We start from the raw sequence: 26775 nt of genomic DNA, 5'->3' as shown, positions 1-26775 counted from the left end.
TGAGTATGAACAAACAATTTAAGAAGGCCGATGTGGTCATCATTGGAGGGGGTGTCTTTGGTTGTGCCATTGCCTACTACTATACCCGGAATAATCCCGGACAAAAAATTATCGTTCTTGACCGGAACGAACTTTGTAACGCTGCAACAAGCCATGCTGCAGCATTGGTGACCAAAATCAGAGCTAAAAAATCTTTTATCCCGCTGTCTCTCGAAACGTATCAGGTGGTTGCCGAAATGGAGAAAATCCTTGGTGAATCTATGGATATGAAGTTTTGTGGGGTAATTCACCTGGCCGCCTCCGAAGCAAGATTGGCTGAACTGAAAGAATTGATGGCCATTGCTGAAGAATTTAATCAGGCCGCTCATTATATTTCTCCGGAAGAAGCACATCAGATGTCGCCATGGCTAAAGACAGATGAAGCCCTGAGCATTGGTTATATGCCTGATGAAGCTTATTGTGATCCTTACCTGCTGGGAACCTTTTTTTCCAGATGTGCGAAACTACAGGGCGCAGAATTTATTCAGGGACTGGAAGCTACAAACCTGATCATGGAGGGAAATGATGTCCTTGGTGTTCATACCAAAGAAGGGGACATCATCGCAGGAACAACCATCGTCGCTTCTGGTGCATGGGCACCAAAATTTGCACGTGAGGCAGGCGTCAGTTTGCCGATGGCACCTACCAGAAGCCAGTATTGGATCACAGAAAAGAATGCCATTTTCCCGGTCAACTCACCCATCGTATTGCTGCCGGATGCACAGGCCTATGCCCGTCCGGAAGGGGGGAGTCTGCTTTTCGGAATCAGAGAACGGAACTCTTTAAGTGTCTCTGCGGATGTCATCCCCTCAGATGTCAATGACTTTTCTTTCAGCCCTGACAAAGGCGTTCAGGACCTGTCAGAAGTGATCGACCGGCTGGCGCGTTTCTTTCCTAAAGTTTACGATATCGGAATGAAGTATTATGTTGCTGGTTTTTCAGGATATACCCCGGATAACAACCTGTCTATGGGCATAGCTCCGGGAGTAAATCATCTGCTGATGGCTACGGGATGTGTGGGCGCAGGAATTTCCGTAAGTGGAGGAGTAGGACTTGCCTTTGCCGAGCTGGCAGCGGGTAAGGAGAACCCTTATGACTTCTCTGCCTTTGACCTTCAGCGATTCGGGGAGGTTGACCCTTTCAGTCCGGAATGGCTTGAAAGATGTGCCCGTGCAAGATCAACAAAAGTAAGTGGATAGATAAACCATCAGGATGAACAGACTTAAACATTTACTGAGCCATTCCAAAGTATTCTTTGTGATCTGGTGCATGATTGCTGCCTTTGGGACCTATTTCTGTATGTATGCTTTTAGAAAACCCTTTACCAGTGGTACTTATTCCGGAATGAGCCTTTGGGACCTGGATTATAAAGCAGTGTTGATCATTGCCCAGGTATTTGGGTACATGGTGTCTAAATTTATGGGAATCAAGGTGATCTCAGAACTCAAAGCTTCGGGAAGAAAGAAGCTCATCATCTGCCTGATCCTCTTCGCAGAAGTATCACTGCTGCTCTTTGGCCTGGTTCCTTATCCTTATAATTTTGTCTTTCTGTTTCTGAATGGTTTGCCTTTAGGAATGGTCTGGGGAATTATATTCAGTTACCTCGAAGGAAGACGGTTTACAGAGATGCTGGCAATGGGCATGAGCATCAGCCTCATCGTATCATCAGGAATCATTAAGACCATTTACTTTATGGTGCATGAATGGCTTCCTTTTATCAGCGAATTCTGGATGCCTTGTGTTATGGGCCTGCTCTTTTTACCCGCTTTCCTCCTGTTTGTCTGGATGCTCTCTGTCATTCCTGAGCCTGATGATACCGATAAGCTATTGAGGGTAGAACGTCTGCCCATGACGGCTGCTGATAAACGCCTGGCTTTAAAAGAATATGGCCCGGCGATACTTGGAATCGGGTTGATTTATACGATGCTCACCACGATGAGGGATTTCCGGGATAATTTCTCTGTAGAAATCTGGAATGAAATTGCGCCACATTGGGATAAAACTGTCTTTTCGCTCACAGAAGCAATTACAGGAGTGATCGTCCTGATTGCCATAGGTTGCCTGTCGCTGATTCGTAATAACATCAAAGGCTTTTGGGGAACGCAGTATCTGGTGGCCCTGGGCTTATTGATCAGCGGTGGAAGTACCTTACTGTTTCACCTTCATGTATTGAGTCCGTTTTGGTGGATGCTGCTGGTTGGAATGGGCTTGTTTTTAGCGTATACCCCCATACAGGTGGTTTTATTTGAAAGGATGATTGCCTTATTTAAAATCAAAGCCAATGCGGGTTTCTTTGTATACATGTGTGATTCTGCCGGATATCTGGGGAGTGTTGGCTTACTACTTTATAAAGAGTTTTTTATGAAGGATTTAAGCTGGGCAAAGGTATTGATGCAATTCAGCTACCTGCTCACCGTCATCTGTCTGATACTCCTGATTTTATCTGCACTTTTTTTTAACCGTAAGATTGGCGTAAAAGGACCGATTACCGGAATATTAGACCGGATGCCATTAAATAAATAAAAGAGAGATGAATCCGGGATCACCATCGTAGGTTCCATCAAACAATTAAAAACATAAAAAATACACAGATGAAATATATACTATTCTTCCTATCGCTGATCTCAGTACAAGGAGCTTTTGCACAATCTAAAACCAACGATGGAAACCTGATCATCATCTCTATAGATGGATTGAGGTGGGGAGAGGTCTTCAAGGGAGCAGAAAAAGAACTGCTGCTCCATAAAAAATTCAATTCGCAGGATTCCGCAGAACGGTTTAAAAAGTATTGGTCTGAGGACGTACAGCAACGCAGAATCAGCTTGATGCCCTTCCTGTGGACCACCATTGTAAAGAAGGGACAGATCTATGGGAACCGGGATCTTGGAAACAAGGTAAATGTTAAAAATCCTTACTGGATCTCTTACCCCGGCCGCAGTGAAAACCTGACAGGCTATGCCGATCCTAAAGTGAAGTCTAACGGGCACCCGGACAATGAGATCCTCAATATCCTGGAATTTCTGGATCAGCAGAAAGGGTATAAGGGTAAAGTGGTTAGTTTTGCTTCCTGGGCTGCGGTTGGCAGGATCATCAACAGGAATAGAAATGGCTTGCTGGTGAACATCCCGGGCGAGAACATCATCGCAAAAAATCTCAGTGAAGGAGAAAAACTGGCCAATGAAATCCAGCATTATGAACCTCAGATATGGGGCAACGAGGAACGTCTGGATGCCACAACTTATGCCCTTGCGAAATCTTATCTTAAGGCCAGACATCCTAAAGTACTTTACCTGGATCTTGCGGATACTGATGAGTATGGTCATGAAGATAAATATGATTTCTATCTGGATGCCACAAGAAATATTGATGCCATGATTGCCAGCTTATGGAATGACCTGCAAAACGACCCCTTTTACAAAGGGAAAACTACTTTAATGATCATGCCGGATCATGGCAGGGGAGAAGGAACTCAATGGACCAGCCATGGAGCAAGGATTCCACACGCCAATGATACCTGGCTGATTGCAATGGGACCTGGAATCAAACCTTTGGGTGAGTTGAAAACTGAGGGGCAGATTTACCAGGACCAACTGGCAAAAACAATGGTCGGACTATTGGGATTTGAATTCAGTTCTGCGAATCCGATTGGTGCAGAAATTGAAAGTATATTGAAATAAAATTGAAAGCATACTGAAATCATCAGATAAGGATACGGAAATAATGAAACGCATAATGAAGCAAAAAATGAGGGTAAATCTGGTGCTGATTTTAGCCTTAATGTTTGGGCAGAATCCTGTAAATGCACAGGAACCGGTGTATCAGCTGAACTTTGATCAGTTTGGATTTAAAGAACACATCACGCCCAAAGACAGTGCCTATTATGCCGTTGATTTGCAACAATCACAGTATGCTAAAGGCTTGAGTGGAAGAGCACTGGACCTTTCTGCAAATGCAATTTTGCGAAGACCTGTTAAACTGAACAAAGGAACCTTGCCTGAATTCAGCGAAAAGACCTCATTCTCTGTCCAGATTTGGGTAAAAACCCTGGTTAATGCAAGGATGGGAGGGCCGGTGATGGGAAATAAAATTGCGGACGACTTCTCCACCATTGGCTGGCAGATTTATACGCAGGAAAACGGAGCCTGGGCACTCTCCCTAAATGATGGTAAGCAGCGCCAGGACTACAAGCCTACCGCCGAAAGGCAGCGGATCAATGACGGTAACTGGCATCAGATTGTTTTTACCGTCAAACGGGATCAGCATGAAGTCTGGATGTACCTGGACGGAAAGAATGTGGCAATTTATAATACGCCAGGGCTTGCTGGCTTTGAAAGCAAGCTTTCCACGGTGATCGGTGGTGCTGATGAAAAATGGGAGTATGGATCGAATGCCCAATGGAATGCGTTTAACGGTTTTTTGGATGAGCTGAAAGTCTGGAACAGGGCCCTGGAGGCCACAGAAGTGGAAAAACAATATTTGCAATTCTTTCCAGACAAGACAAAAGAAGAAACACCCTACCCTGATCATTTAAAGGTTTTCAGCTGGAACATCTGGCATGGAGGACATCGGTATGGGCAGGCAGTGGGACTGGAACGTGTGATTGAAACGATCAAATCTACCAATGCCGATATCGTTGGACTGGTGGAAACCTATGGCTCAGGAGCGGTCATTGCCGATTCCTTAGGTTATTATTTTTACCTGATCAGCGCTAACCTTTCCATCATCAGCCGCTATCCGATTCTGGAAACGATCAGGGAATTCCATCCTTCTAATTTTGGGGGAGTGACTTTGAAATTGGGGCCGGATAAAAAGCTGATCTATTTGAATACCTGGCTGAATTACTTACCGGATGTGGATGCAAGCATCAGACAAGAGAAGAAAAATGCGGAGCAGCTGATAAAGGAGGAGGCACCTACCAGACATGCAGAAATAAAAGAAATTCTGAAAAAGATCAGCCCTCTTCTGAAAAACACCGATCATTTTCCTGTAATTATGGGCGGTGATTTTAACATGGGATCTCACCTCGACTGGACCGCAGCAACTCAGGCCAGTCATTAGGGACTGGTAGTGGAATGGCCAGAGAGTCTGGAAATGTTAAAAGCAGGATTTACGGACAGCTACCGGAAAATGCATGTCAACCCTTTATCAGACCCCGGACTTACCTGGGGTGTAAGAGCAGCCCCAACAACGGATTTATATGGCCTGAGAGACCGGATTGATTTTATCTATTATAAGGGCAAAGGACTTGACCCTATCGAGTCCAGGGTAATCGATTATCATCCTGTGATGTTTCCTTCAGATCATGCGGCATTAATGACCGTGTTTCAATTGAAAAGGAATAGCCAGGAATAGAGACCGTACATAAACATACCTTGCTTTTTAAAAAGCTAAGGTTATATTTGCCTTGTGAAAAAAGCTTGCTTGTTCATCTTATTCCCCATCTTCATTTTAAACGCCTCTTTCATAGAAGTATTTAAAATGCCAAAGCTGGTGTCTCATTTTTTAAGGCACCATGAACTGGATGAGCGGATTGGGGTACTGGACTTTTTAGCCATGCACTACTTTGGTCAGGACATCGATGATGATGACCAGAAGGAAGATATGGAGCTGCCCTTTAAGAAGTTAGAGTGCCCAACGATCATCCATCTGGCAATTCCAGCCGGAAAAATTACCATTCAAAAAGCAAGCTCATTTCTGATCCCAAATCACAAATGGAGCCTTCATAAATACCTGCATGCCAATCCCGAACCGGGAGATTTCTTTAAGCCACCAAGAGCATAATCAATATCAGTTATTTTTCTTTTTCCCATTGCCTGCAGGATGATTTTTTCCTGATCAGACAGGGATGATATTGTCGGTTTCATTAATATAATCAATTATGCTAAATAAGATCATTGGCTTTTCTGTAAAGAATAAGCTGATTGTTGGCTTGTTTGTGCTCGCCCTGATGGGCTGGGGTACTTACGAAGTGACAAAACTCCCCATAGATGCCCTCCCTGATATTACCGATAATCAGGTGCAGGTGATTACCGTTTCACCTTCCCTTGGTGCGCCGGATATTGAAAGGCTCATTACCTTTCCCATAGAACAGGCCTGTAGCAGTATTTCAGGTTTAAAACAAATCCGGAGCTTTTCCCGTTTTGGACTGTCCCTGGTGACCATCGTTTTCGATGAAGAAACAGATGTATACTGGGCCCGGCAGCAAATCAGCGAACGCTTGCAACAGGTGCAACAGGAAATTCCTCAGGGAATAGGTTCCCCCCAGATGGCACCGGTATCTACCGGATTAGGAGAAATTTATCAATATGTAGTTCGCCCGCTCAAGGGATATGAGGGGAAATATGACGAACAGGAACTACGGACCATTCAGGACTGGATTGTTCGCCGTCAGCTGTTGGGTACACCCGGTGTGGCAGAGGTTTCCAGCTTTGGAGGGAAATTGAAACAGTATGAAATTGCCGTCAGACAGGAGCAGCTGAAAGCCTATAACCTGACCATCACCGATATCTTTGATGCTTTAGAAAAGAACAATGAAAATACCGGGGGAGCCTATATTGAAAAAGGACCTACCGTATTGTACATCAGAAGTGAAGGACTCACGAAAACCCGGGAAGACATTGAGAAAATCGTCGTTAAAAAACTAAACAACGGCATGCCGGTATTGATGAGCCAGGTCGCAACAGTGCAGTTGGGTTCTGCCATCAGGTATGGAGCAATGACTTACAATGACCAGGGCGAAGTAGCGGGCGCAGTAGTGATGATGCTCAAAGGCGAGAACTCTTCTGTTGTCGTGAAGCGGGTAAAGGAAAAGATGGTCGAAATCCAGAAAATGCTTCCCGAAGGCGTGGTCGTCGAACCCTTTCTGGACCGTACAAAAATGGTAGACAATGCTATTCAAACGGTGGAAACGAATTTACTGGAAGGTGCACTGATCGTGATCTTTGTTCTGGTCTTCTTTTTAGGCAACCTGAGGGCAGGATTGATCGTTTCCTCGGTGATTCCACTGTCCATGCTGTTTGCCATTATTCTGATGAATAAATTTGGCGTTGGAGGAAACCTGATGTCTCTTGGAGCCATAGATTTTGGTCTTATTGTAGATGGTTCTGTGATTGTGGTAGAAGCAATTTTACATCGGTTTTCACATTCCAAACATTTTAGAAAATTAGACCGGATCAATCAGGAAGAGATGGATACGGAAGTCAGTAAGTCGACAGGCTCCATGATCAAATCAGCGGTGTTCAGTCAGATCATCATTCTGATTGTTTACCTGCCGATCCTTTCCCTGGAAGGGATTGAAGGGAAAATGTTTAAACCCATGGCCTTCACTATTGCTTTTGCGATCCTGGGTGCATTTATTCTGTCTGTCACCTATGTGCCGATGATGTCGGCCCTGTTCCTGAATAAAAAACTGCAGCATAAGAAAAACCTGACGGATAAACTGATGATCTGGCTGGAAAGAAAGTATCAACCCTTATTGGGCAGCTTACTTCGCTTTCCGAAAACCATTTTATTCGTTACCATTTCCTTATTTGGAATTTCGTTGTTTGTGCTCAGCAGGATGGGGGGCGAGTTTATTCCCCAGCTGGAAGAAGGGGATTTTGCGGTAGAAACGAGGCTGTTGACGGGCAGTAATCTGAACAATACGATCCAGACCACACAACAGGCTGCAAAAATACTGCTCAGAGATTTCCCTGAGGTGCAAAAGGTGGTTACTAAAATTGGAAGTGCAGAAGTGCCTACAGACCCGATGCCATTCGAAGCAGGGGATATGATGGTGATCCTGAAGGACAAGAAGGAATGGACTTCGGCTAAATCTTTCCCGGAACTGAGTGAGAAGATGACCAAAGCATTGGAAGCAGTGCCCGGCATTACCGTAGGTTTTCAATTCCCGGTGCAGATGCGCTTTAATGAACTCATGACAGGGGCGAGGCAGGACATTGTGTGTAAGATTTTCGGGGAAGACCTGGATTCTCTCGCTGCTTACGCACATCGTTTGGGTGGAATCATCGGAACGGTAAAAGGAGCCATCAATATTTATGAGGAACAGGTAACCGGAATGCCACAGGTGGTGCTGAAATATGACAGGGATGGAATGGCAAAATATGGTCTGAATGTAGGAGAGATCAACAGGGTCGTGAATACAGCTTTTGCCGGACAAATAGCCGGACAGGTTTATGAGGGTGAAAAACGCTTCGATATGGTAGTCAGGCTGGCAGAAAATGCACGCAAAAATATCGACGATATTAAAAACCTGATGATCTCTACAGGGAACGGAACACAGATTCCACTCAGCCTGGTGGCTTCAATTGAGGAAGTAGAAGGTGTCAACCAGATCCAGAGAGAAGATACCAAACGAAGGATCATCGTTGGCTTTAATGTGAAAGACAGAGATGTACAATCTATCGTTCAGGAGCTTCAGGGAAAGGCGGCTAAAGAACTCAATCTGTCTAAGGGCTATACCATTTCTTATGGAGGTTCATTTGAAAACATGACTGCTGCCAAATCAAGGTTGAGCATTGTTGTACCGATTGCACTTTTCCTCATTTTTATGTTGTTGTATTTTGCATTCAATTCTGTAAAGCAGGGCTTACTGATTTATACAGCTATCCCGCTTTCTGCAATTGGAGGAATCCTGGCACTTTGGATGCGTGACCTTCCTTTCAGTATTTCCGCAGGAGTAGGCTTCATTGCTTTATTTGGTGTTGCAGTACTGAATGGAATCCTGCTGGTCTCAGAATTTAACCGGCTGAAGAAGGAAGGCTGGGATGATGTGAAACGCATTGTGGTCCATGGCACCAAATCTAAACTACGTGCAGTGCTCATGACTGCACTGGTTCCTTCTTTAGGATTCATTCCCATGGCCATCAGTACCGGAGCGGGAGGTGCCGTACAAAAGCCACTGGCAACCGTAGTCATTGGAGGCCTGATTGTTTCTACCCTATTAACTTTATTCGTTTTGCCCATGCTATATATTGTCTTTGAAAAAGGTTTCCACTATTTCAAACCAGGAAAAAGAATGATTACTGCCATTGTAGTGATTTGCTGTGGATTTGGAAATGCATCCGCTCAGGAGCGTATTTCCCTGGCTGCTGCATTGGACACTGCGACAAAAAATAACCTCTCCTTAAAGGCTGCTGCAACAGACATCAGCTATCATAAAGCCCTGACGAAAACCGGCTTTGATCCCGAAAAAGCAAACCTGGGTTTTGAATATGGGAAATTCAACAGTCTGGCAAATGATCGTAAGTTTTCGATTGCTCAAAGCCTGGAGTTTCCAGCCGTATATGCGAGACAATCGGCTATAAATAAAACAAATGTTCAGCTGAGCGAGATTGCTTTGCAGCAACAAAGCCTGGACATCAGGACAAGGGTGAAGCTGAGCTATTACGGTTTATTGGTTTTGAAGGAAAAAGAAAAACTATTACTGGAAGCAGACCGGGTATATACTGAATTTCTGGAGAAGTCTAAACAACGGTATACTGCCGGTGATGTGGATGTACTGGAACTGAATATGGCTGAAAATCAAAAACTACAGATCAGTAACCAGTTGGAAATGTTAAAAAAGGATTACCACCTGCTTTTAAACCGGTTCAATGTTTTGTTAAACAGCCACTTGAGGCTGGAGCCTTCGCCAGAAGCGGCAGTTTACGGTTCATTGTCATTAAGCGCAACAGAAATCGTCAGCAATCCCTTGTTCAGGCTAAAAGAACAGCAAATACTGTTGTCCAGACAGGAGATGAAACTGGAAAAGAGTAAACTCCTGCCTTCTCTCAACTTCGGTTATAACCGGACGAGTATCATCGGCTGGCAGACCAATGCGATCGGGACAGATCAGTATTTTAATGGAAGTAAAGGGTTTTCATCGGTCAGCATAGGACTTGGGATTCCGCTCTTTTTTGGCGCACAAAAGTCCAGAATAAAGGCCTCCAGCGTATTGATCCTGCAAAAGCAACAGGAATTGGAAGCAACCCGACAGCAGCTGAATGCAGACCTGCAGGAAGCACATTACAATTACGAACAGCAGAAAAAATGGATTGATTCTTACCAGAAGAAGCTATTGCCAAACGCAACAGCCATCATCAGGACTTCCACTCAAAAACTCAATGCCGGTGAAATAGGATACCTGGATTGGGCCATATTGATCAATCAGAGTATCCAGATCCGTAGTGAATATTTTAATACCGTCCAGCAGTTCAATGAGTCTGCTTTTGAAATCGAAAGAATCAGTGCCAGCAATTAACAAAAGATCATCATGAAAATAAATATCATATTAAGCCTCTCTCTTTTTCTCTTTATTACTTCCTGTACAACCGCAGAAAAAGAGGCAGAAAAAACTGCAGTTAAACCAACACCTGTGCAGGAAACTAACCTGGTACAGTTTACTGCAGAGCAGAAAAAAATCGCCGGGATCATTACAGGAATGCCTGAGAAAAGAGGCATGAGCAGTGTTTTAAACGTCAATGGATTGGTAGATGTACCACCAGAAAATGTCTTTTCTATCAGCGTACCATTGGGAGGTTATATCAGAAAAACAAGTCTTATCCCCGGAATGGCTGTCAGGAAAGGTGCAGTCCTGGCCACCATCGAAGATCAGCAATATGTACAGCTGCAACAGGATTACCTGATGGCTAAGAACAAACTTAAATTTGCCGAAGCCGATTACATCAGACAAAAAGGACTGAATGCAACGAAGGCGACGAGCGATAAGCTGTTCCAGCAAACAGAGAGCGATTTCAACCAGCAAAAAATCATGGTTAAATCATTAGGGGAGCAATTGCAACTGATCGGGCTGAACCCGCTTTCCTTAAATGCAGCTAACATTTCCAGAAGGATTCAGATCTATTCCCCAATAGATGGTCATGTCACTAAAGTAAATGTGAACACTGGTAAATATGTAAATGCCACGGATGTTTTGTTTGAACTGATCAACCCGAAAAAACTTCATGTGAACTTAACAGTTTTAGAGAATGACGCAGCTAACCTTAGAGAGGGACAGAAAATTGTCTGTACGACAAACAGAAGCCCGGATAAAAAATACCTGGCTACCATTCACCTGATCAGTCCGAGTATTGGTGACGACCGGAGCATGAGTGTTCATTGTGACCTGGAAAACTATGGGAAGGAACTATTGCCGGGAACCTATCTGAACGCAGCAGTAAAACTAAACCATGCCAGTGTTACTGCCGTTCCTGATGAGGCTGTGGTGAAGTGGGAGAATAAATTTTATGTGTTTACGGACGAAGGAAATCACCAGTACAAAATGCTGAGTGTGGATCCAGGTATTTTAAGCGAAGGTTTTACAGAAATTAAGTCAACATTACCGGCAAAAAATATTGTTTTGAAGAATGCTTACGCAATTCTGATGAAGATGAAAAACGGAGGAGAGGAAGGGGAATAAAGCTTATAAATAAGATTGAAGTTCTGAACATTTGTCTCTATCAGGTGATCAGAACTTCAACTTAATTACTGTTCGTATGCGTGTCATTCCAATTGTTTTTTAAGCACTTCTTTGCTTGGTAAAACTGCGCTATACTCTTTTGCGAAAATCTGCTTATTGTCTTTGGGTAAAGTAAATTCCACAACTGTTCTGTTTTCTTCTTTGCATAGAATAATGCCTATGGTTGGATTTTCTTCAGCTGTTTTTATTTTTCGGTCATAATAATTGACATACATCTGCATTTGGCCAATGTCCTGATGGGTTAATTTGCCAATTTTCAGGTCAAAAAGAACAAAACACTTTAGCAGTCTGTTATAGAAAACCAGGTCAACAAAAAAGCTGTCTCCTTCCAGCGTAAACCTTCGTTGCCTACCTTCAAAGAGAAAGCCTTTCCCTAATTCCGACATGAAATGTGCTAGTTTATCTATGATAGCCGTCTCCAGATCATTTTCAGAATATTTACTGTTTTCTTTTAATCCGAGAAATTCCAGCACATAATGACTTTTTAATGCGTCAGTGGGTTGATCGAGTACCTGACCTTTTTTAGCAAGCTTATGCACAGTTTCCTTGTCTTTACTTAGGGTTAATCTTTCAAATAATGCCGAATTGTATTGTCGTTGCAATTCTCTTACCGACCAGTTATTTTCTGAAGCCTCGATTTCGTAAAAGCTGCGTTCGTCATCGTTTTTGACTTTTAAAAGCTGAATATAATGCGTCCATGTCAGCTGAAATGGAGGGTGTAAGTTGTTGTCTAACTGGGTTTTTAGACGTTCTTTGAATTCCCCAATCACTGATTGGGGAATTCGATTTTGATAAGCTAAATAAAAACTTCTCATATACTCAAGGTTAGAAAAAGAGTAGCCCTTACCAAATTGCTTCGTAAGCTCTTTACTTAATTGAGCAATGGTTTCTTTAGCATAACTGGCACGTTGGTTTCCATGCTGTTCATCCTCCACAATCATTTTTCCTATTTGAAAATAAGCCAGAATCATTGTGGAGTTAATACTCCGGACAACGCGACTCTGAGTCTCGGATATAATTGTTTTAATACTTTCAAAAAGACTAAAGTGATCGTTTTTTAATGATTTGGTCTGGGTTGGTTTCTTTGACTGCTTCATTTATTGTGAGGTTTTTAAGATCCCCTTTCATGTTGATCTAATGCAATCTTGAGTAATATATTTTACAATTCCATATTTTTAGTTGTTTTATTTTACTTTTAGTTAATTTAATATTTATTTTATCTTGTGTTCGAATTGAGAAGAGTTTACAGAGGAGGTGAAGAAGTGTTAACTAGTGTTAATGTATGTCGTTATATGATAGATTGTTGGTATATTGTCTGTAATAATAAACCATCTATCGTGTCATCAATAAAACCAATCAAATGAAGAAGTTAATTTTATTATTTGTCCTGATCCCTTTTCTTGGGATTGCACAGGATAAAGGAACCCATTTTGAACATGGACTTACCTGGAAACAAGTACAGGAAAAAGCAAAAAAGGAAAACAAATACCTGTTTGTAGATTGTTTCACCACCTGGTGTGGCCCTTGTAAATACATGACAAGTACCATTTTTCCTCAGGAAAAAGTAGGTGCATTTTTCAATAAAAACTTTGTAAACGTAAAGGTTCAGTTTGATAAGACCAAAGAGGACAGTGAAGAAGTGAAAAGCTGGTATGCAGATGCTGCTGCCATTGATAAAGCCTACAAGATTCAGGCTTATCCTACTTTTCTGATCTTTTCACCGCAAGGAGAACTGGTACACCGGATTGTAGGTGGTGGTGATGCAGATGGCATTATTGCTGCTGCCCAAAAGGCACTGAGCCCGGAAACACAATATTATACTTTACTAAAAAAATATGAGGCGGGTAATGCGACTCCGGAAAGCTTAAAGAAACTGGCCGTTATCGCTTCAGAAGCTTATGATCAGGAAAACTCAGGGAAAGTGGCTGCTGCCTACCTGGAAACGCAAACCGACTTATACACTAAAGACAACCTGGAGTTTTTAGGGAAGTTTACCAAAAACAGCAAAAGCAAAGGCTTTCAGCTGATGTTGAAAGAACCAGGAAAAGTAGATGCGGTATTGGGTAAAGGTAAATCTGCTCAGGTTTTGAGTGGAGTGATTCTTCAGGAAGAGCTCTATCCTCATTTGAGAAAACCGACTGCCAATCTGGATTCATTGATTGGGGTCGCAAAAGCAAAATACCCTACTGTAGACCTGAACAAATCAACGGAACTTTTACAGGTTCAGTTTTATCAAAACACAAAAAACTGGCCTAAATTTCAGTCTTCAGTATTGGCTTACATGAAAAAATACGGAACTGAAGTTGATGGATCCATGTTGAATAGTTTTGCCTGGACGGTATTTGAAAACTGTGAGGATGCCGAATGTGTAGCTTCTGCTATGGCATGGAGTAAACGCAGTGTAGAGGATACCAAAAGTAAGGAGCCGGCTTTCCTGGATACATATGCAAACCTGCTTTATAAAATGGGCAAGAAAGAGGAAGCGATTGCGATGCAAAAGCAAGCAATTGCTTTGGTACCCGCAGCAGAAAAAGCAACTTACGAGGCTACTCTTGACAAAATGAAAAAAGGAGAGAAAACCTGGGATAAAAAGTAAACAGGTAGTCCTTCTGCTACAATAATTACCTAAAGCCCCTTTATTCAATTGGAATAAGGGGCTTTTGTGTGTCATCTAATGAGGTGAAAACATGAGTTTTTAGTACGGTATTATAAAATAGTACTGCGTTTTTATAAACTTGTACCGGCTTGTGGTTGTGCATCATCTAGTTTTGGGAGAAATAAAATTTCAAAAAGCATATGAAAAAAATGTTTCTTTCTTTGTTGCTTGTATTACAAGCCGCGTTGCTATTCGCACAATCTGAGCAGGCAGCTGTTCAAAAGAGTATTGGAAATTATCTGAAGGGCACTTCCTATAATCTGCCTGACACTATAGCCAAAGCGTTTTATCCGGAGGCTAATTTATTTCTAAGTCATAAAGAAAAACCCATGTGGATAGTACCTGTTGCTGAGTATATGCAATGGTTTAAAAAAGGAGAGCAAGGAGCCTTTAATGGCCGGATGGGCAGGATCATTTCAATAGAGATTTATAATGATATCGCTATCGCCAAAGCCGAAATACTTATACCAGAGCGAAAGCAGGAATTTATGGATATGTTTTTGCTTAAGAAAATTCAGGGCGAATGGAAAATCATCAGCAAATCAGCAAGCAGTATGCCCTCAAATAAATCTGGTAGGCGCATATTGTTTATGGTAGCTAATGCCCATTTTTATGGAAAATCTACGATTCCTACAGGGAATAGTTTTTCGGAAATTGTAAATGCCTACCATACTTTTACAACTGAAGGGTATACTGTGGATTTTGTAAGTCCTGAAGGAGGAAGCATTCCTTTGGCATATATTAACACTTCTGATACCTTACAAAAAAAGTACCTGTATGATCAGGGCTTTATGTACGCGATGGCGCACACACAAAAGCCTGCAGAAATTGACTATAGAAATTACAAAGCTGTACATTATATTGGCGGGGGGAGTGCGATGTACGAAGTGCCGGAAAATAAAGAAATTCAGGATATCGCATTAAAAGTATATGAAGAAAATAAGGGGATAATATCTTCAGTTTGCCATGGTACCGCCGGTATCGCTCATTTAAAAACTAAAGACGGAAAATATTTAGTGGAGGGAAAAAGAATAAGTGGCTATCCTGATGTTTACGAAAAACAAGATGGTGAATATTTTAAGCATTTTCCCTTTTTAATTCAGAAAACTATAGAAGAAAGAGGCGGAACATTTAAATTTTCAGCCAGGAATGTTTCGCATGTTGAAGCTGATGGAAGAATTATTACCGGACAAAACTTTCAATCATCCAGTGGCGTAGCAAAGAAAATCATACAATTAATAGAGAATGCCCAATAGAGGGATCTTTGATAGATGATTAAAGCACTACTGGATTAACCGGAATTCTTAAAGTGAAACAAGTTTCCTTATCATTCGATACGACCTCTAGTTTTCCACGGTGAGCCCGGGCAATTTCGGCTGAGATATAAAGACCAAGTCCCAGACCTTCCTGCCCGGGCTTAACTTTACCTCTCGAAAAGGGTTGAAACAGCTGAGCCATGGCTTCTTCAGGTATTTTCTCACTGAAATTGGTAATGGATAGACTGAAATCCGTCAGGTTACTTTTTGCTCTTACCCTGATTGGTGTTTCCGGCAGACCATGAGTAATGGCATTGCCCAAAAGGTTGGAGAAAAGCTGGGCGATCCTCATGCCATCACAATGTACAGGTCCTTCGAAATGGTATTCTGTTTTGATGATCCTTGCCGGAGAGATGGCCTGAAATTCTGAGATCACTTCCTCCAGGATTTCTTGCATCGGCTGATCATTGTTTTTGCTCACACTAATTCCATCACCCATGCGCCCACGTGCCAGGTCAAGTACGTTTTCAATCAATCCTGTCATTCGGTGAGCGCTATCTTTTATAATCCGGACCAGGCGCTGAGGGCGATCCTCCAGAGGCAACCTCATCAACATCTGAGCACTGTTGTATACAGCGGACAATGGGTTTCTGAGGTCATGACCTAAAATTGCAATAAATTGCTCCCTCAGTTCTGAGCTTTTGCGTTCTTCTATCAGGTTACTTTCTGTGATGCTGATTTTATCCAGTGCATTCAGGTGAAAAGAAATCAGGTCTGCATAAAGCTTAAACATTCCTATGATCTGTGGGTTGTTTAGTTTTGCAGGTTTAGGGTCAATGGCGCAGAGTGTGCCGAAAAAGCTGCCGTCCTTCCGTACAATCGGGATGGAAATATAACTTTCAAAGCCGTATAATTTGGGGGTATGGTGTGCAGAGAAATTGCGGTCATCGCTCACATGATCAATCACTACTTCCTTTCCGGTTTGCCGGATTTCATGGCAGATGGTCGACTCAAGTTTTAATTCCCCGCCTTTGGTCAATCCAAACTGAATGTCGTCTTTTACAGAGCAGGCTACCCATTTATCTTCCGTCACCCGCGCAATGGCCGCAAAGCCCATACCTGTAGTCAGACAAATGACCTCTAATATGGTAGACACGACAGGTATCCTGCTGATGTCTTCAATGTCTTGTAGTAGGTCGGGCGAGAGATTGTCAGATTTTACCATTAGTGCTGTAGAAATTAGGACAATTTACATTTTTTTGTTTGTAACGCATTTATTGCGGCTCTTTTATTGGCAGAATTTTTAATTACATTAGTCGTTATATCAATTGAGCATTTGTTGGTTTCGGAAGAGATTTATTCTTATTTTCAGAAAATTAAACGCAGCCTGTTGGAATTGAGGTCAATACCATGAAATTAGAGATGAATTTTAAATTATTTAAGCATATGTTAGGAAGGTTATCATTTGTGTTTTTTACTGCGGCTGTACTCGCTTGTCAGGCAGCTCCGCCAAAAACGCAACCTGTTGTTGAAGGAATAAAGAACATAAAACCTGATATACAGCAACAGTTCGTGATGAAAGAGGTGGTTGGACTGATTGAAAACTACAATTACAAAAGAATTAAGATCAATGATTCGGTGTCTTCGATCATTTTAGATCAATATATTAAGTCTTTAGATCAGGGGAAAAACTATTTTCTGAGTTCTGATATCAAGGAGTTTGAAAAATACAGGTATGAGCTTGATGACGATTTTAAAAACGGAGATTTAAGTGCTCCCTTTTTCATCTACAATACTTACGCTAAAAGATTGAATGAACGCCTGGATTACGCGATTGTGCAGGCTAAAGCTGATGTGAAATTCGGACAGAATGATACTTATGTTTATGACAGGTCAAAAATGCCATGGCCGGCTTCAACAGCAGAGCTCAATGATACCTGGAAGAGAAGGGTTAAATACGAACTCATCAATTTAAACCTTGCGGGTTCAGTACCGGCTAAAAGTGTTGAAACGGTGAGCAAAAATTATCAGGATTTAAAAACCCAGATTGGAAAGATCAATAATCAGGATGTTTTTCAGATGCTGATGGATGCGTTTACGGCTTCCTTAGATCCGCATACGAACTATTTTAATGCTTCAAATGCGGCAAGTTTTAATGAAGAGATGTCGCGTTCAATTGTTGGAATAGGAGCTTTGCTCATGATTGAAAATGAAGTGCCTAAAATTGTCAGTGTAGTTCCTGGTGGCCCTGCGGCAAAAGGAAAACAATTGAGTCCCGGCGACCGCATTGTGGCCGTGGCCCAGGGAGATGCTCCTTTTGTAAGTATTGTGGGCTGGAGATTAGATGTCAGCATTACCAAAATTAAGGGTGCTAAGGGAACGAAGGTTCGTTTGAAGGTGATTCCTGATGGTAAGGAGTTATCGTCCGAGCCTGTAATTATAGAATTGATCCGTGATAAAGTGATTCAGGAGGCGCAATCTGCCCAAAAAAGCGTGAAGACGGTGAAGAGCAATGGAAAAGATTATAAAGTAGGTGTGATCTATGTACCTGCATTTTACCTTGATTTTGATGCGGCGAGAGCCGGAGATAAAAACTTCAAAAGCACCACGCGTGATGTTAAACGATTGATAGATACCTTGAAAAACCAGGATAAAGTGGATGGTATCGTTATGGATTTACGCGGGAATGGTGGTGGAGCTTTATTGGAAGCAGTTTCATTGGCAGGATTATTTATTGACAAAGGTCCGATCGTTCAGGTGAAGAATCTGAGTGGAAAAACAAGAGTAGAATCGCTGAGTGGAGACGAGTTGTCATGGACCGGGCCATTAGGTGTAATTGTAGACCGTTCAAGTGCCTCTTCTTCGGAGATCTTTACAGGAGTGATCCAGGATTATGATCGCGGGATTGTAATGGGAAGTCAGACTTACGGTAAGGGCACTGTTCAATCGGTAATTGATTTAAACAGGCTGGTGAACCCTGAGGTTTTGAAGAAAATGGCAGCCATCATTAATCAAAACGATACGACAAAGGAAAAAGGTGCAAATCCTGCAGCGGTGAACTTAGGGCAGATCAACCTGACCATGGATAAATACTACCGCATTACCGGTAGCAGTACGCAGCATAAAGGCGTAAATCCTGACATTACTTTTCCTTCCCGCTACCAGATGGATAAGATTGGCGAAAGCAGTCAGCCCTCAGCTTTATCATGGGATGTGATCAATAGCGCTACATTTCAACCCCTTGGGAACCTTGCTGCCGTAAAAGCGGAACTGGTCAAAAGAAGTGAAAAACGTGTCGCTGAATCTTTGTATTTTAAGTTCTTTAAGCAAAACCTTGCAGAGGCAAAAAAACGCAGTAATGAACGTTCAGTAACTTTAAATGAAGCAAAAATCAAAAAAGAACGTGATGATCAGGAAGCCGAAAACTTTACCAGAAGAAATGAGCTAAGGGTCTACAGAGGTCTTCCGGTGCTCAAAAAAGGTGATAAAGCTACGAAAGACGATTCTTTTGACTTTATTGAAGACGAATCTGTTAAAGTAATGGCCGATTTCATGGGGCTTTCTTTAGCCAATAAAAAAGTATAACCCTGTTTATGAAGGTCATAAATGCATTGCTTCTATTGAGCCTGATCACTTGTTTTAAAGTACAGGCACAACAGAAAGGGGCCTCTTTGGTAATATTAGGGAATGTTCAGGATGGAGGTTCCCCTCATATTGGTTGCAATAAGTCCTGCTGTAAAGCTTTGTTCGGAAATCCGGATAAAACCCGGATGGTTTCTTCTCTTGGTGTGGTTGACAGGGAAAATAAACTGAACTGGTTGTTTGATCCGACTCCGGACTTTTCGCGCCAGACAAAAATACTAAAGAAGGCTTCCTGGGTAGGGAGTAAAGAGTTGCCCGATGGCATCTTTATTACCCATGCACATATCGGCCATTATACCGGGCTGATGTACCTGGGCAGAGAAGCGACTAACGCTAAAAATGTCGCTGTCTATGCGATGCCTAAAATGAAGCAGTTTCTGGAGAATAACGGACCCTGGAGCCAATTGGTAAGCCTGAATAACATTCAGATCAAGCCCCTTGAAGAAGGCGGGGAGCAGGTCCTTTCTTCCAATATAAAAGTGAAGGCCTTTAAGGTGCCTCACCGGGACGAGTATTCTGAAACCGTTGGGTATATCATTACAGGACCCCATAAAAAAGCCTTGTTTATTCCTGATATTGACAAATGGTCTAAATGGGACAAAAATATTGTCGACGAAATCAGAAAAGTAGATTATGCTTTTATCGATGCCACGTTTTATGACGGACAGGAAATCAATAACAGACCTATTTCAGAGATCCCACATCCTTTTGTAGTGGAAAGTATGAAACTGTTTGAATCACTTCCGAAATCGGAGAAAGATAAGGTTCATTTCATTCATTTAAACCATACCAATCCCCTGCTGGATCTGAAAAGTCCGCAAACTAAAACTGTTCTTGAAAAAGGATTTCACATCGCGAGGTTTAATCAGGTTTTTGAACTCTGATCATCCGATTCGATTTACAATGTCTGAAGTTTTTAAACAGGTTTGCCGGGAAGGTTCTCTAATTTCTTTTTAAGTACCTGATATTCCTTTTCGAGATGCCGGAAGGCTTTGCTTTCTGTATGTCTGCCCTCATCCTTTTGCTGTAACCTGATATAATCAGCCTCAACTTGTTCAAATCTTTCTCTTATCTTTTTATACTTTTCCCGATTGCTTTTTTCTTCCGGACTGTCCATCTTACCATTTAGATTTCCGACATATAAACTGTCTGAAACCTCTTTGCCATCGGCAGTTTTAAAGGAGATATAGGCCTCTATTGGCTCATTTAGCCATTCTTCTTCCAGTTCAATCAGGTATTTTCCTTCTTCTCTTCTCGCGGCATTAAGAAATGAACGGACCTTTCTTCTTAGGGGATAGTACAGTAGAATCATGACACAGTCGTCATGCCTGAGTTCCCGATCCAGGTAATACGGATCCCAGCTGACAAGCACGCCAGTATCTTTTTTTTCCATTCTGATGTCTTTAGCTGCGGGTAAAGTACCTTTACTCAACACCACTTTACTATAATTCACGCTGATGTTTGGATATTCACCCTCTAAAGCCTGTTTCTTATTATAAGAGGTGGCCAGATTAAACGCATTTTTGACCGTACCGGCGGCCTCCAGGCCAAAACCAATGTTGATGAAATCTTTCATTGGTTTGATGAGTTTCATGGTAACGCTCATAGATTGCTGATTTCCCAATTGTTTCCGGCTGGGTTTACCAGGGGCACCTATGGTTCTGCTTACATTTTGTCCGTTTAGTACATAAAATACAATGTTTCCGATTTTTCCATTTGGATGGCCATAAGGGCCGGGTTTTGAAGTTGCCATAATTAATAGATTAATTTATAATACAACAATATATAGATAAATTATCAATTAAGAAATAATGAGTTTCGGAAAAGTACCTGTACACTCCCTGATGAGTCCGCTTTTAGGTGGCATATCTTATGAATCCGGAAAGTGTTTATTTCATCTTTTAAAGGGCTATTTGACCTGGCAAGGACCTAACAACCTATCATCAATATCATGGCAAAGATCAAGCTATTCAGAACTCAACAGGGAGCATATAGGAGGGCATCCCCGGTTTTACTGCTTTTCATCCTTAACAGAGATTTAAAGAGAGATAAAGAGCTCTGGAAAATAGTTCATCAATTTAGCAATTAACCATATCAATAAGGCCATGCCTAAAATTCCCAATGCCCGTTTATGTTTCCAGTCCCAGCCGAACAATGTGGGCAGCTCCCAGTATTTTAAGAGCACGTAAAGAAAAAGACCGGCAAGAGCAGACCAGGTGACAAAAGCAATACCTAGCTTATTACCTGTAAGTACACAGGCACAGAACCAGAGAATGGTGATCAGCTGTACCCATAAGTAGTTTTTATAACCGGTCTTGCCTATAAAGAAGTCATGAGCGGAGAAGGCCAGGAGTAATGAAGTCAGTACCAATGTAACGGTTACGATTGCTGCTGTTGGTACCATTGGAACAAATAGCAAACTGATCCAGATGATCATAGTTAATATGATATAGGAAGCCAATACCGAATCCTTCTTCCAGCAGAACGTTGGAAAAGGAAGGAATAATTTCCGGAATATGGGTAATGCCGATTTAACCGGTGGAAGTGAATAAACGATGGCTAAGGCTATGGCTGTTATTTCAAAGGGATACCAGGGGTCTTTACAAACAGAACTTAACCATCCCATTGCCAATAACGTAAGGGTGGATGGCATGGTGATTTGCAGCAAGATTTCTTTGGTACTGAAATCTATGTAATGCCTGCTGAAAATATCCTCGTATAGTTTGTGAAAACTTCTGCTTGTAGTCAGGGCGGTAAGCTGTGTCCATAACAAAACCAGGCCAAGCTGGAGCACGATGGTGCGAAACATCAGGTCATTTATTTCGGGACCCAGAAAAATTGCAATTATAGATAGAAGAAGCAATTGAATGCGAAGTAGTCTGGGAGAGAAGAGTAAACGGAATACAGGAGCCAGATATTTCATGGCCATATCATATATCCTGTACCAGAAGCGCTTCAATAGCATTAACAATGCGCCTGCTGCAATCAAAGCGGCAGCGCCCATCAGAAGACGTGATGCCGTAAATATTCCCATCAGCGACTGTAAACGTGAAGGTTGTTTGATGTTGTAAACCAGTTCGGTATTGGCTAACAGATCGGCCGATAAAATATTTGCCTGTTCTTTAGTCAGCTGATTTAACCCGGTATGATGTTCATTCCAATAGCGATTTGCGGTGGCGGTATCACTGTAGGTATATATTGTCCCATATTGGTATAAGATGGTCCTCTGCTGGTCTGATAATGTAGTCATTATTTTCGCGAGCTCGTAATCAGTTGTTTTTGGAGCCTGAGGAATCAGCAAGAGGAGGATCAATATTTTAAACATGGAGTTGAATTCTTGAAATCGGGCTAAGGTATTAATTAAATAGCAATTAGAAATTTGCTTAAGGAGACGCTGTCGGGTGGAGAAAGACAGAGAGCATTCTGACGAATGATGTGTCGAATATGGTTTTGAAATATAAAAATTAAAATAATTTTACAAATTATTAAATATGTGTACGGTTTGTTGTTAAATTCGGGTGTTAGACTCAAACTGCCTTTGGAGGAGTAAAACTAAAAATCACATCATGGTGCTAGGGAAGTATGATAAGGAAAAAATAAAATATGAAAATTGATTTAACGTCTGATACTCCAAGTGCCAAATGGTGCAAGGTTAGTGAAATAGAGGATGAGCTTTATGCTTACGAGCGGGATGTACTTTTGAAGTATAACGATAGGCTGACTTTTGAATTGGCGATTTGTTTTCGATGTCTTCCTAAAGCATATGAGTGGAAACCAAAAAGAAGATTTTATAAAGATGATGATATGCTGGGGCTTGATATGTTAGTTGAGGAGGAAACCATGCGCCCTTTTATTGATGGCAGATTTCATCCATTGTCTAAAGACGAACAGCGGTTAATTATGGGCGATGTTTTTTATACTTTTTTGGTGGAAACGATAAAAAAATATAAAAATAAAATCCCTGGGGTCTCACAACATGGAGCAGAATTTATTAAAGATACGCATACCTGGCTTATGGAGAATAAATGGGTCGTAGTATGAACCTGGACAGAATGACCTGGGTTATCATCAGCTTTACAACCTTATCGCTGATTTACACGAGCTGTAGCCAATCAGACAAAGACAATTCTGAGAAAGAAAAATACAAAAATTACATTGCTGCAAAAGCAGTAATAGATCAAAGGCTACCCGAACGGGTAAGTCGTTATGGAGCAAAACAAGCCAGGTATAACCTGACAATTATGGATGGTAAAAAGGAAAAAGTTGTTCGTTTTAATTGTGAATTGAGCGGCGACTTTAAAGAAAAAGATACCTTAATTGTTTATTACGATCCTGCTGATCCTAATGGAACCGAAGTTAAAGTGAAGATCCCCTAAACCTGTATCATCGTGTAGATGCCAGCTGTTAATCACTTTCTGTAAAAAAGTATTCCTGATTTCGGCACAAATCCAATGATCGGAAGAAAATTTAATTGATAAATAGGAATGGATAAGATAGATGAAATTAAAAAAATGCTCTCTTCTTCCAAAGTTGCAGACAGAAAAAAGGCAGCTAAGTTTATTGGAAAAGAAGGGTTGAGCATCGCAGGAGATGACCTGTGGGCTGCCTATTTAAAGCAAACCCGTATCGTAAATTCCTGGGAAGCGCAAATCATGATGATCAATAGTTTAGGTCTGATCCGCTATAAACCTGCAAGGGAGCATTTGTATAAGATATGCCGGGAAAATAAGGATCACGATATGATCACCTGTTATACCTCAATGGCTTATATGAGAATAATGAGAACATCAGATCATGATGTGTCGGCTGTATTTGATTTGCTGGCCTTTGGTGATTTTTCAGTGATTAACGGTGCATTAAGAGGTATTGCTGCCGACAAACTAATGCTGAAAAATGAAGAGATAGAAAGGTTAATCCATATGGTTGAAAAATTCCCTCAGAAACATGAGATCGGATATTGTGATCTTAGAATTGGATTGGCCTGTGCATGTGCCGGATGGGATAGAAATCTTGTCCATGGCTTTTTAGAAGGGTGCTTTACCAGTGCGGATAAAGAGTTGGTGAAAGTTGCTGAAAAAGCACTGAAGAAAAAATATTCGGATATTAATTTAATCTGATGGATAAGGCGGATCTGTAGGAAAGAACTGCTGAAAATTCCTGAGGTAAATGGCGATAATTGTCAGAACTTTCACTGAAGCGGTTATCTGCAGCCAGGGGAATAAATTGGTTTTGACTGGAGGAGGATTTTGAAGGAACTGAAGCAAAAGATTTATTGAAAAAGCTAAATCTTTTGGTTCAGTTTGGTTGTTATGTTACTGTATTTATAAGCATACTATTTCAATCAACCTTTTAAAACAAAACAATGAGCAGTAAAAATTTAACAATTATCCTTGTGCATGGAGCATGGGGTGATGGGTCACACTGGGGGCATGTTATTCCTGCCTTAACCAAAGAAGGTTATAAAGTAAGAGCGGTACAGAACCCACTTACTTCGTTACAGAATGACATCGATAAAACCACTGACCTGATTGATGCTCAGGAAGGGAAAGTATTACTTGTTGGCCACTCTTATGGCGGTGCAGTAATTACAGGTGCAGGTAACCACGATAAAGTAAGCGGCCTGGTGTATATCGCGGCATTTGCTCCTGATGAAGGAGATAGCCTGGGTAGCATTTTTGGAAGAAGAGATCAGCCAAAAGGCGGAGCAAGCATCTATCCGGATAGTAAAGGTTTTTTGTGGATCAAATACGATGAATTTCATCAATCTTTTTGTCAGGATTTAAAGGAAGATGAGGCACTTGTAATGTCTCTGTCTCAAAAACCAATTCATGGAAGTGGATTCTCAGACCAGATGGGTAAACCGGCATGGAAAACCAAACCAAGCTGGTATCAGGTTTCTGATCATGACCATATGATTCCACCGCAAACAGAACAGGAGATGGCAGAACACATCAATGCAAAAAAAATCATCCATCTGGATGCAAGTCATGCTTCCCTGGCCTCACATCCAAAAGAGGTGACGGCATTAATTTTAGAAGCAGCGGCAGCAGTAGGATAAAGAAAATAAAAAATAAAAAACTCAGGGTTTGATAGGGCAATAGATGCTGTATTAAGCCCTGAGTTTTTTATTTTAGAGGAAAATGAAATGGTATGATCAATCTTACAAGAAGGACTTTTCTTAAGTGTGCCGCAGTAGGTACGGCAGGATTTTTATTAAATGATACTGCCGCATTCGGGCAGCCTTCGTATGACTGGTCTTTACCAGAACGGATGTTGCCGGCTCCAATTAAGGGAGGATTTTCTATGGATGATTACTGGGTCTGGGACCCTTCAGTTGTTAAGGGCGAAGATGGTCTTTACCATATGTTTGCTTCGAGGTGGGCTAAAGAATATGGCTTTGGAAACTGGGTAACGAACTCTGAGATTGTCCGGGCGGTATCAAAAACACCAGCTGGTCCCTATACTTTTGCTGAGGTGGTATTACCGGCAAGAGGAAACAGTTTTTTTGATGGTTGTGCCACACACAATGCCCGAATCGTAAAGTCAGGAAAATATTATGTTTTATATTATTTCGGTACCCATTATAAAGATCCTGCTCCAAAACCAGGGGAAGATGTCTGGGGTAGCGGACTCGGCCAAAGATCCTGGATGAACAAGAGAATCGGCATGGCCTGGTCAACCTCTGTTTACGGCCCATGGACGAGAAATGAAAAGCCGGTTTTAGAACCCAGGGCGGGTCATTGGGATGCTTCTATTACCTCTAATCCATCACCTGTTGTATTGCCCGGGGGAAAGGTCTATCTGATGTATAAATCTTCAGAAAAGGACCATAATCCACCTTTGTTACTGGGAGCAGCAGAGGCAGATTCATTCCGCGGGCCTTATGAAAGGTTATCTGACCGGCCATTGTTTCAGTTTCACAGTGCCGGAAAAATGGACAACGATGTAGAAGATCCTTTTGTGTGGTGGGAGAAAGACCATTTCGAACTCATCATGAAAGACCGGTTCGGACACATTTGTGGAGAGGAGGGTGGAGGGATTCATGCCTTATCAAAAGATGGGATCAAGTGGGAACTGGCCAAACCGGTGAAGGCTTATTCGAGAACAGTGTTATGGGACAATGGAACGAGTACAAAACAAGGAAATTTTGAAAGACCATTTTTGCTTTTTGAAGATGGTAAACCAACGCATTTATTTGCCGCTACAGGTTCCGGGGATAAACCTTATCAGCTGGACAGGTCCTGGAATATGGTGATTCCTTTAAAATAGACCGGTATATTGATGTCTATATGTTAATATATCTTGATGTATTGATTTCTTTATTTTGAGCGCTAAATGAGTCAACTGTAAAGTCAATAAATCATTGAAAAAAAGAATGAAAAAAAACTAAGATAAGTTTTGCAACTTTGTTGCAAATAGCTAACTTAGTCCTGTTGCAACCGGGGACAGCCAAAAACCCGATACCACAGTAGGCATCATTCTTAAAATTATTACATATGAACAATTCAATGGATAAAATCAAGTTGAATCTTGAAGACCTGCAATTAGAGAGCTTTGTAACAAGTATTGATAGCGAAGTTGCCAAACGTTTATCAGGTGGTTTGGGTAACGTTTCAGAACCAACACATACTGTACCTACAGATGATCATCATCCTACGGAACAGGTGATTTGTACTACAGTTCAATGCTAGTTCAAAACTAAATAAAATAAGAGGAGTCAGATT

The 26775-nt window shown here is 41.7% G+C and carries 22 protein-coding genes; 18 read left to right on the top strand and 4 right to left on the bottom strand.

From position 1 onward, the window contains the following. Positions 1-5 precede the first annotated feature (5 nt). From BUC20_RS22670 to BUC20_RS22635, 8 genes are all read left to right on the top strand, one after another. On the top strand, positions 6-1238 hold the full coding sequence (locus tag BUC20_RS22670) for an NAD(P)/FAD-dependent oxidoreductase (protein ID WP_073233383.1): 1233 nt from the start codon (positions 6-8) through the stop codon (positions 1236-1238). Between the two features lie 13 nt (positions 1239-1251). Continuing rightward, positions 1252-2562 (top strand): DUF5690 family protein, encoded by a 1311-nt coding sequence (locus BUC20_RS22665; RefSeq protein ID WP_073233381.1) that lies wholly within the window; start codon positions 1252-1254, stop codon positions 2560-2562. Positions 2563-2630: 68 nt separating this feature from the next. Continuing rightward, positions 2631-3716 (top strand): alkaline phosphatase family protein, encoded by a 1086-nt coding sequence (locus BUC20_RS22660; RefSeq protein ID WP_073233380.1) that lies wholly within the window; start codon positions 2631-2633, stop codon positions 3714-3716. 55 nt (positions 3717-3771) lie between these two features. Then, positions 3772-5097, top strand: coding sequence for a LamG-like jellyroll fold domain-containing protein (locus BUC20_RS22655; RefSeq protein ID WP_073233379.1), 1326 nt, complete (start codon positions 3772-3774; stop codon positions 5095-5097). Positions 5098-5106: 9 nt separating this feature from the next. Then, a complete protein-coding gene (locus tag BUC20_RS22650) occupies positions 5107-5391 on the top strand; it encodes an exonuclease/endonuclease/phosphatase family protein (RefSeq protein WP_143166881.1) in 285 nt (94 codons plus the stop codon). 54 nt (positions 5392-5445) lie between these two features. Beyond that, a complete protein-coding gene (locus BUC20_RS22645; protein ID WP_143166880.1) occupies positions 5446-5820 on the top strand; it encodes a hypothetical protein in 375 nt (124 codons plus the stop codon). Between the two features lie 97 nt (positions 5821-5917). Then, positions 5918-10279, top strand: a complete 4362-nt coding sequence (locus BUC20_RS22640; protein ID WP_073233376.1) for a CusA/CzcA family heavy metal efflux RND transporter — start codon at positions 5918-5920, stop codon at positions 10277-10279. A gap of 12 nt (positions 10280-10291) precedes the next feature. Further along, positions 10292-11437 carry an efflux RND transporter periplasmic adaptor subunit gene (locus tag BUC20_RS22635; protein ID WP_073233374.1) on the top strand — a complete coding sequence of 382 codons (1146 nt, stop codon included), beginning with the start codon at positions 10292-10294 and terminating at the stop codon, positions 11435-11437. A gap of 83 nt (positions 11438-11520) precedes the next feature. Here BUC20_RS22635 and BUC20_RS22630 read toward each other — a convergent pair whose 3' ends face one another. Then, positions 11521-12594 (bottom strand): PDDEXK nuclease domain-containing protein, encoded by a 1074-nt coding sequence (locus BUC20_RS22630; protein ID WP_073233372.1) that lies wholly within the window; start codon positions 12592-12594, stop codon positions 11521-11523. A gap of 263 nt (positions 12595-12857) precedes the next feature. On the opposite strand from BUC20_RS22630, the gene BUC20_RS22625 reads away from it, so the two are divergent. Both BUC20_RS22625 and BUC20_RS22620 read left to right on the top strand, forming a co-directional pair. Beyond that, a complete protein-coding gene (locus BUC20_RS22625; RefSeq protein WP_073233370.1) occupies positions 12858-14093 on the top strand; it encodes a thioredoxin family protein in 1236 nt (411 codons plus the stop codon). Between the two features lie 200 nt (positions 14094-14293). Then, a complete protein-coding gene (locus tag BUC20_RS22620; RefSeq protein ID WP_073233368.1) occupies positions 14294-15409 on the top strand; it encodes a nuclear transport factor 2 family protein in 1116 nt (371 codons plus the stop codon). 19 nt (positions 15410-15428) lie between these two features. On the opposite strand, the gene BUC20_RS22615 is transcribed toward BUC20_RS22620, so the two are convergent. After that, positions 15429-16634 carry a GAF domain-containing sensor histidine kinase gene (locus BUC20_RS22615; protein ID WP_073233366.1) on the bottom strand — a complete coding sequence of 402 codons (1206 nt, stop codon included), beginning with the start codon at positions 16632-16634 and terminating at the stop codon, positions 15429-15431. A gap of 221 nt (positions 16635-16855) precedes the next feature. On the opposite strand from BUC20_RS22615, the gene BUC20_RS22610 reads away from it, so the two are divergent. After that, positions 16856-18994: a carboxy terminal-processing peptidase gene (locus BUC20_RS22610; RefSeq protein ID WP_234994576.1), complete on the top strand. Its 2139-nt coding sequence runs from the start codon at positions 16856-16858 to the stop codon at positions 18992-18994. A gap of 8 nt (positions 18995-19002) precedes the next feature. Next, entirely contained in the window at positions 19003-19935 is a 933-nt protein-coding gene (locus BUC20_RS22605; RefSeq protein WP_073233365.1) for an MBL fold metallo-hydrolase, read from the top strand. Positions 19936-19967: 32 nt separating this feature from the next. On the opposite strand, the gene BUC20_RS22600 is transcribed toward BUC20_RS22605, so the two are convergent. Together BUC20_RS22600 and BUC20_RS22595 are read right to left on the bottom strand one after the other, a co-directional pair. Beyond that, positions 19968-20804 carry a DUF6266 family protein gene (locus tag BUC20_RS22600; RefSeq protein ID WP_073233364.1) on the bottom strand — a complete coding sequence of 279 codons (837 nt, stop codon included), beginning with the start codon at positions 20802-20804 and terminating at the stop codon, positions 19968-19970. A gap of 285 nt (positions 20805-21089) precedes the next feature. Then, positions 21090-22376: a hypothetical protein gene (locus BUC20_RS22595; protein WP_073233363.1), complete on the bottom strand. Its 1287-nt coding sequence runs from the start codon at positions 22374-22376 to the stop codon at positions 21090-21092. Between the two features lie 278 nt (positions 22377-22654). Between BUC20_RS22595 and BUC20_RS22590 the strand changes: the two genes are divergently transcribed. The 6 genes from BUC20_RS22590 (at position 22655) to BUC20_RS22565 (ending at position 26742) form a co-directional block, all read left to right on the top strand. Continuing rightward, a complete protein-coding gene (locus tag BUC20_RS22590) occupies positions 22655-23092 on the top strand; it encodes a hypothetical protein (RefSeq protein WP_073233362.1) in 438 nt (145 codons plus the stop codon). Continuing rightward, complete coding sequence (locus tag BUC20_RS22585; RefSeq protein ID WP_073233361.1) at positions 23089-23427, top strand: hypothetical protein; 339 nt, start codon at positions 23089-23091, stop codon at positions 23425-23427. The genes BUC20_RS22590 and BUC20_RS22585 overlap by 4 nt, the downstream gene beginning before the upstream one ends. Before the next feature lie 108 nt (positions 23428-23535). Continuing rightward, entirely contained in the window at positions 23536-24168 is a 633-nt protein-coding gene (locus BUC20_RS22580) for a hypothetical protein (RefSeq protein ID WP_073233360.1), read from the top strand. Between the two features lie 245 nt (positions 24169-24413). Further along, on the top strand, positions 24414-25109 hold the full coding sequence (locus tag BUC20_RS22575; protein ID WP_073233358.1) for an alpha/beta fold hydrolase: 696 nt from the start codon (positions 24414-24416) through the stop codon (positions 25107-25109). A gap of 92 nt (positions 25110-25201) precedes the next feature. Next, positions 25202-26320, top strand: coding sequence for a glycoside hydrolase family protein (locus BUC20_RS22570; protein ID WP_200800985.1), 1119 nt, complete (start codon positions 25202-25204; stop codon positions 26318-26320). 227 nt (positions 26321-26547) lie between these two features. Further along, on the top strand, positions 26548-26742 hold the full coding sequence (locus BUC20_RS22565) for a pinensin family lanthipeptide (protein ID WP_073233356.1): 195 nt from the start codon (positions 26548-26550) through the stop codon (positions 26740-26742). Positions 26743-26775 lie beyond the last annotated feature (33 nt).

The sequence above is a fragment of the Pedobacter caeni genome (genome assembly GCF_900129215.1).
Taxonomy (GTDB): Bacteria; Bacteroidota; Bacteroidia; order Sphingobacteriales; family Sphingobacteriaceae; genus Pedobacter; species Pedobacter caeni.
This window is presented reverse-complemented; position numbering and strand designations above follow the sequence as displayed.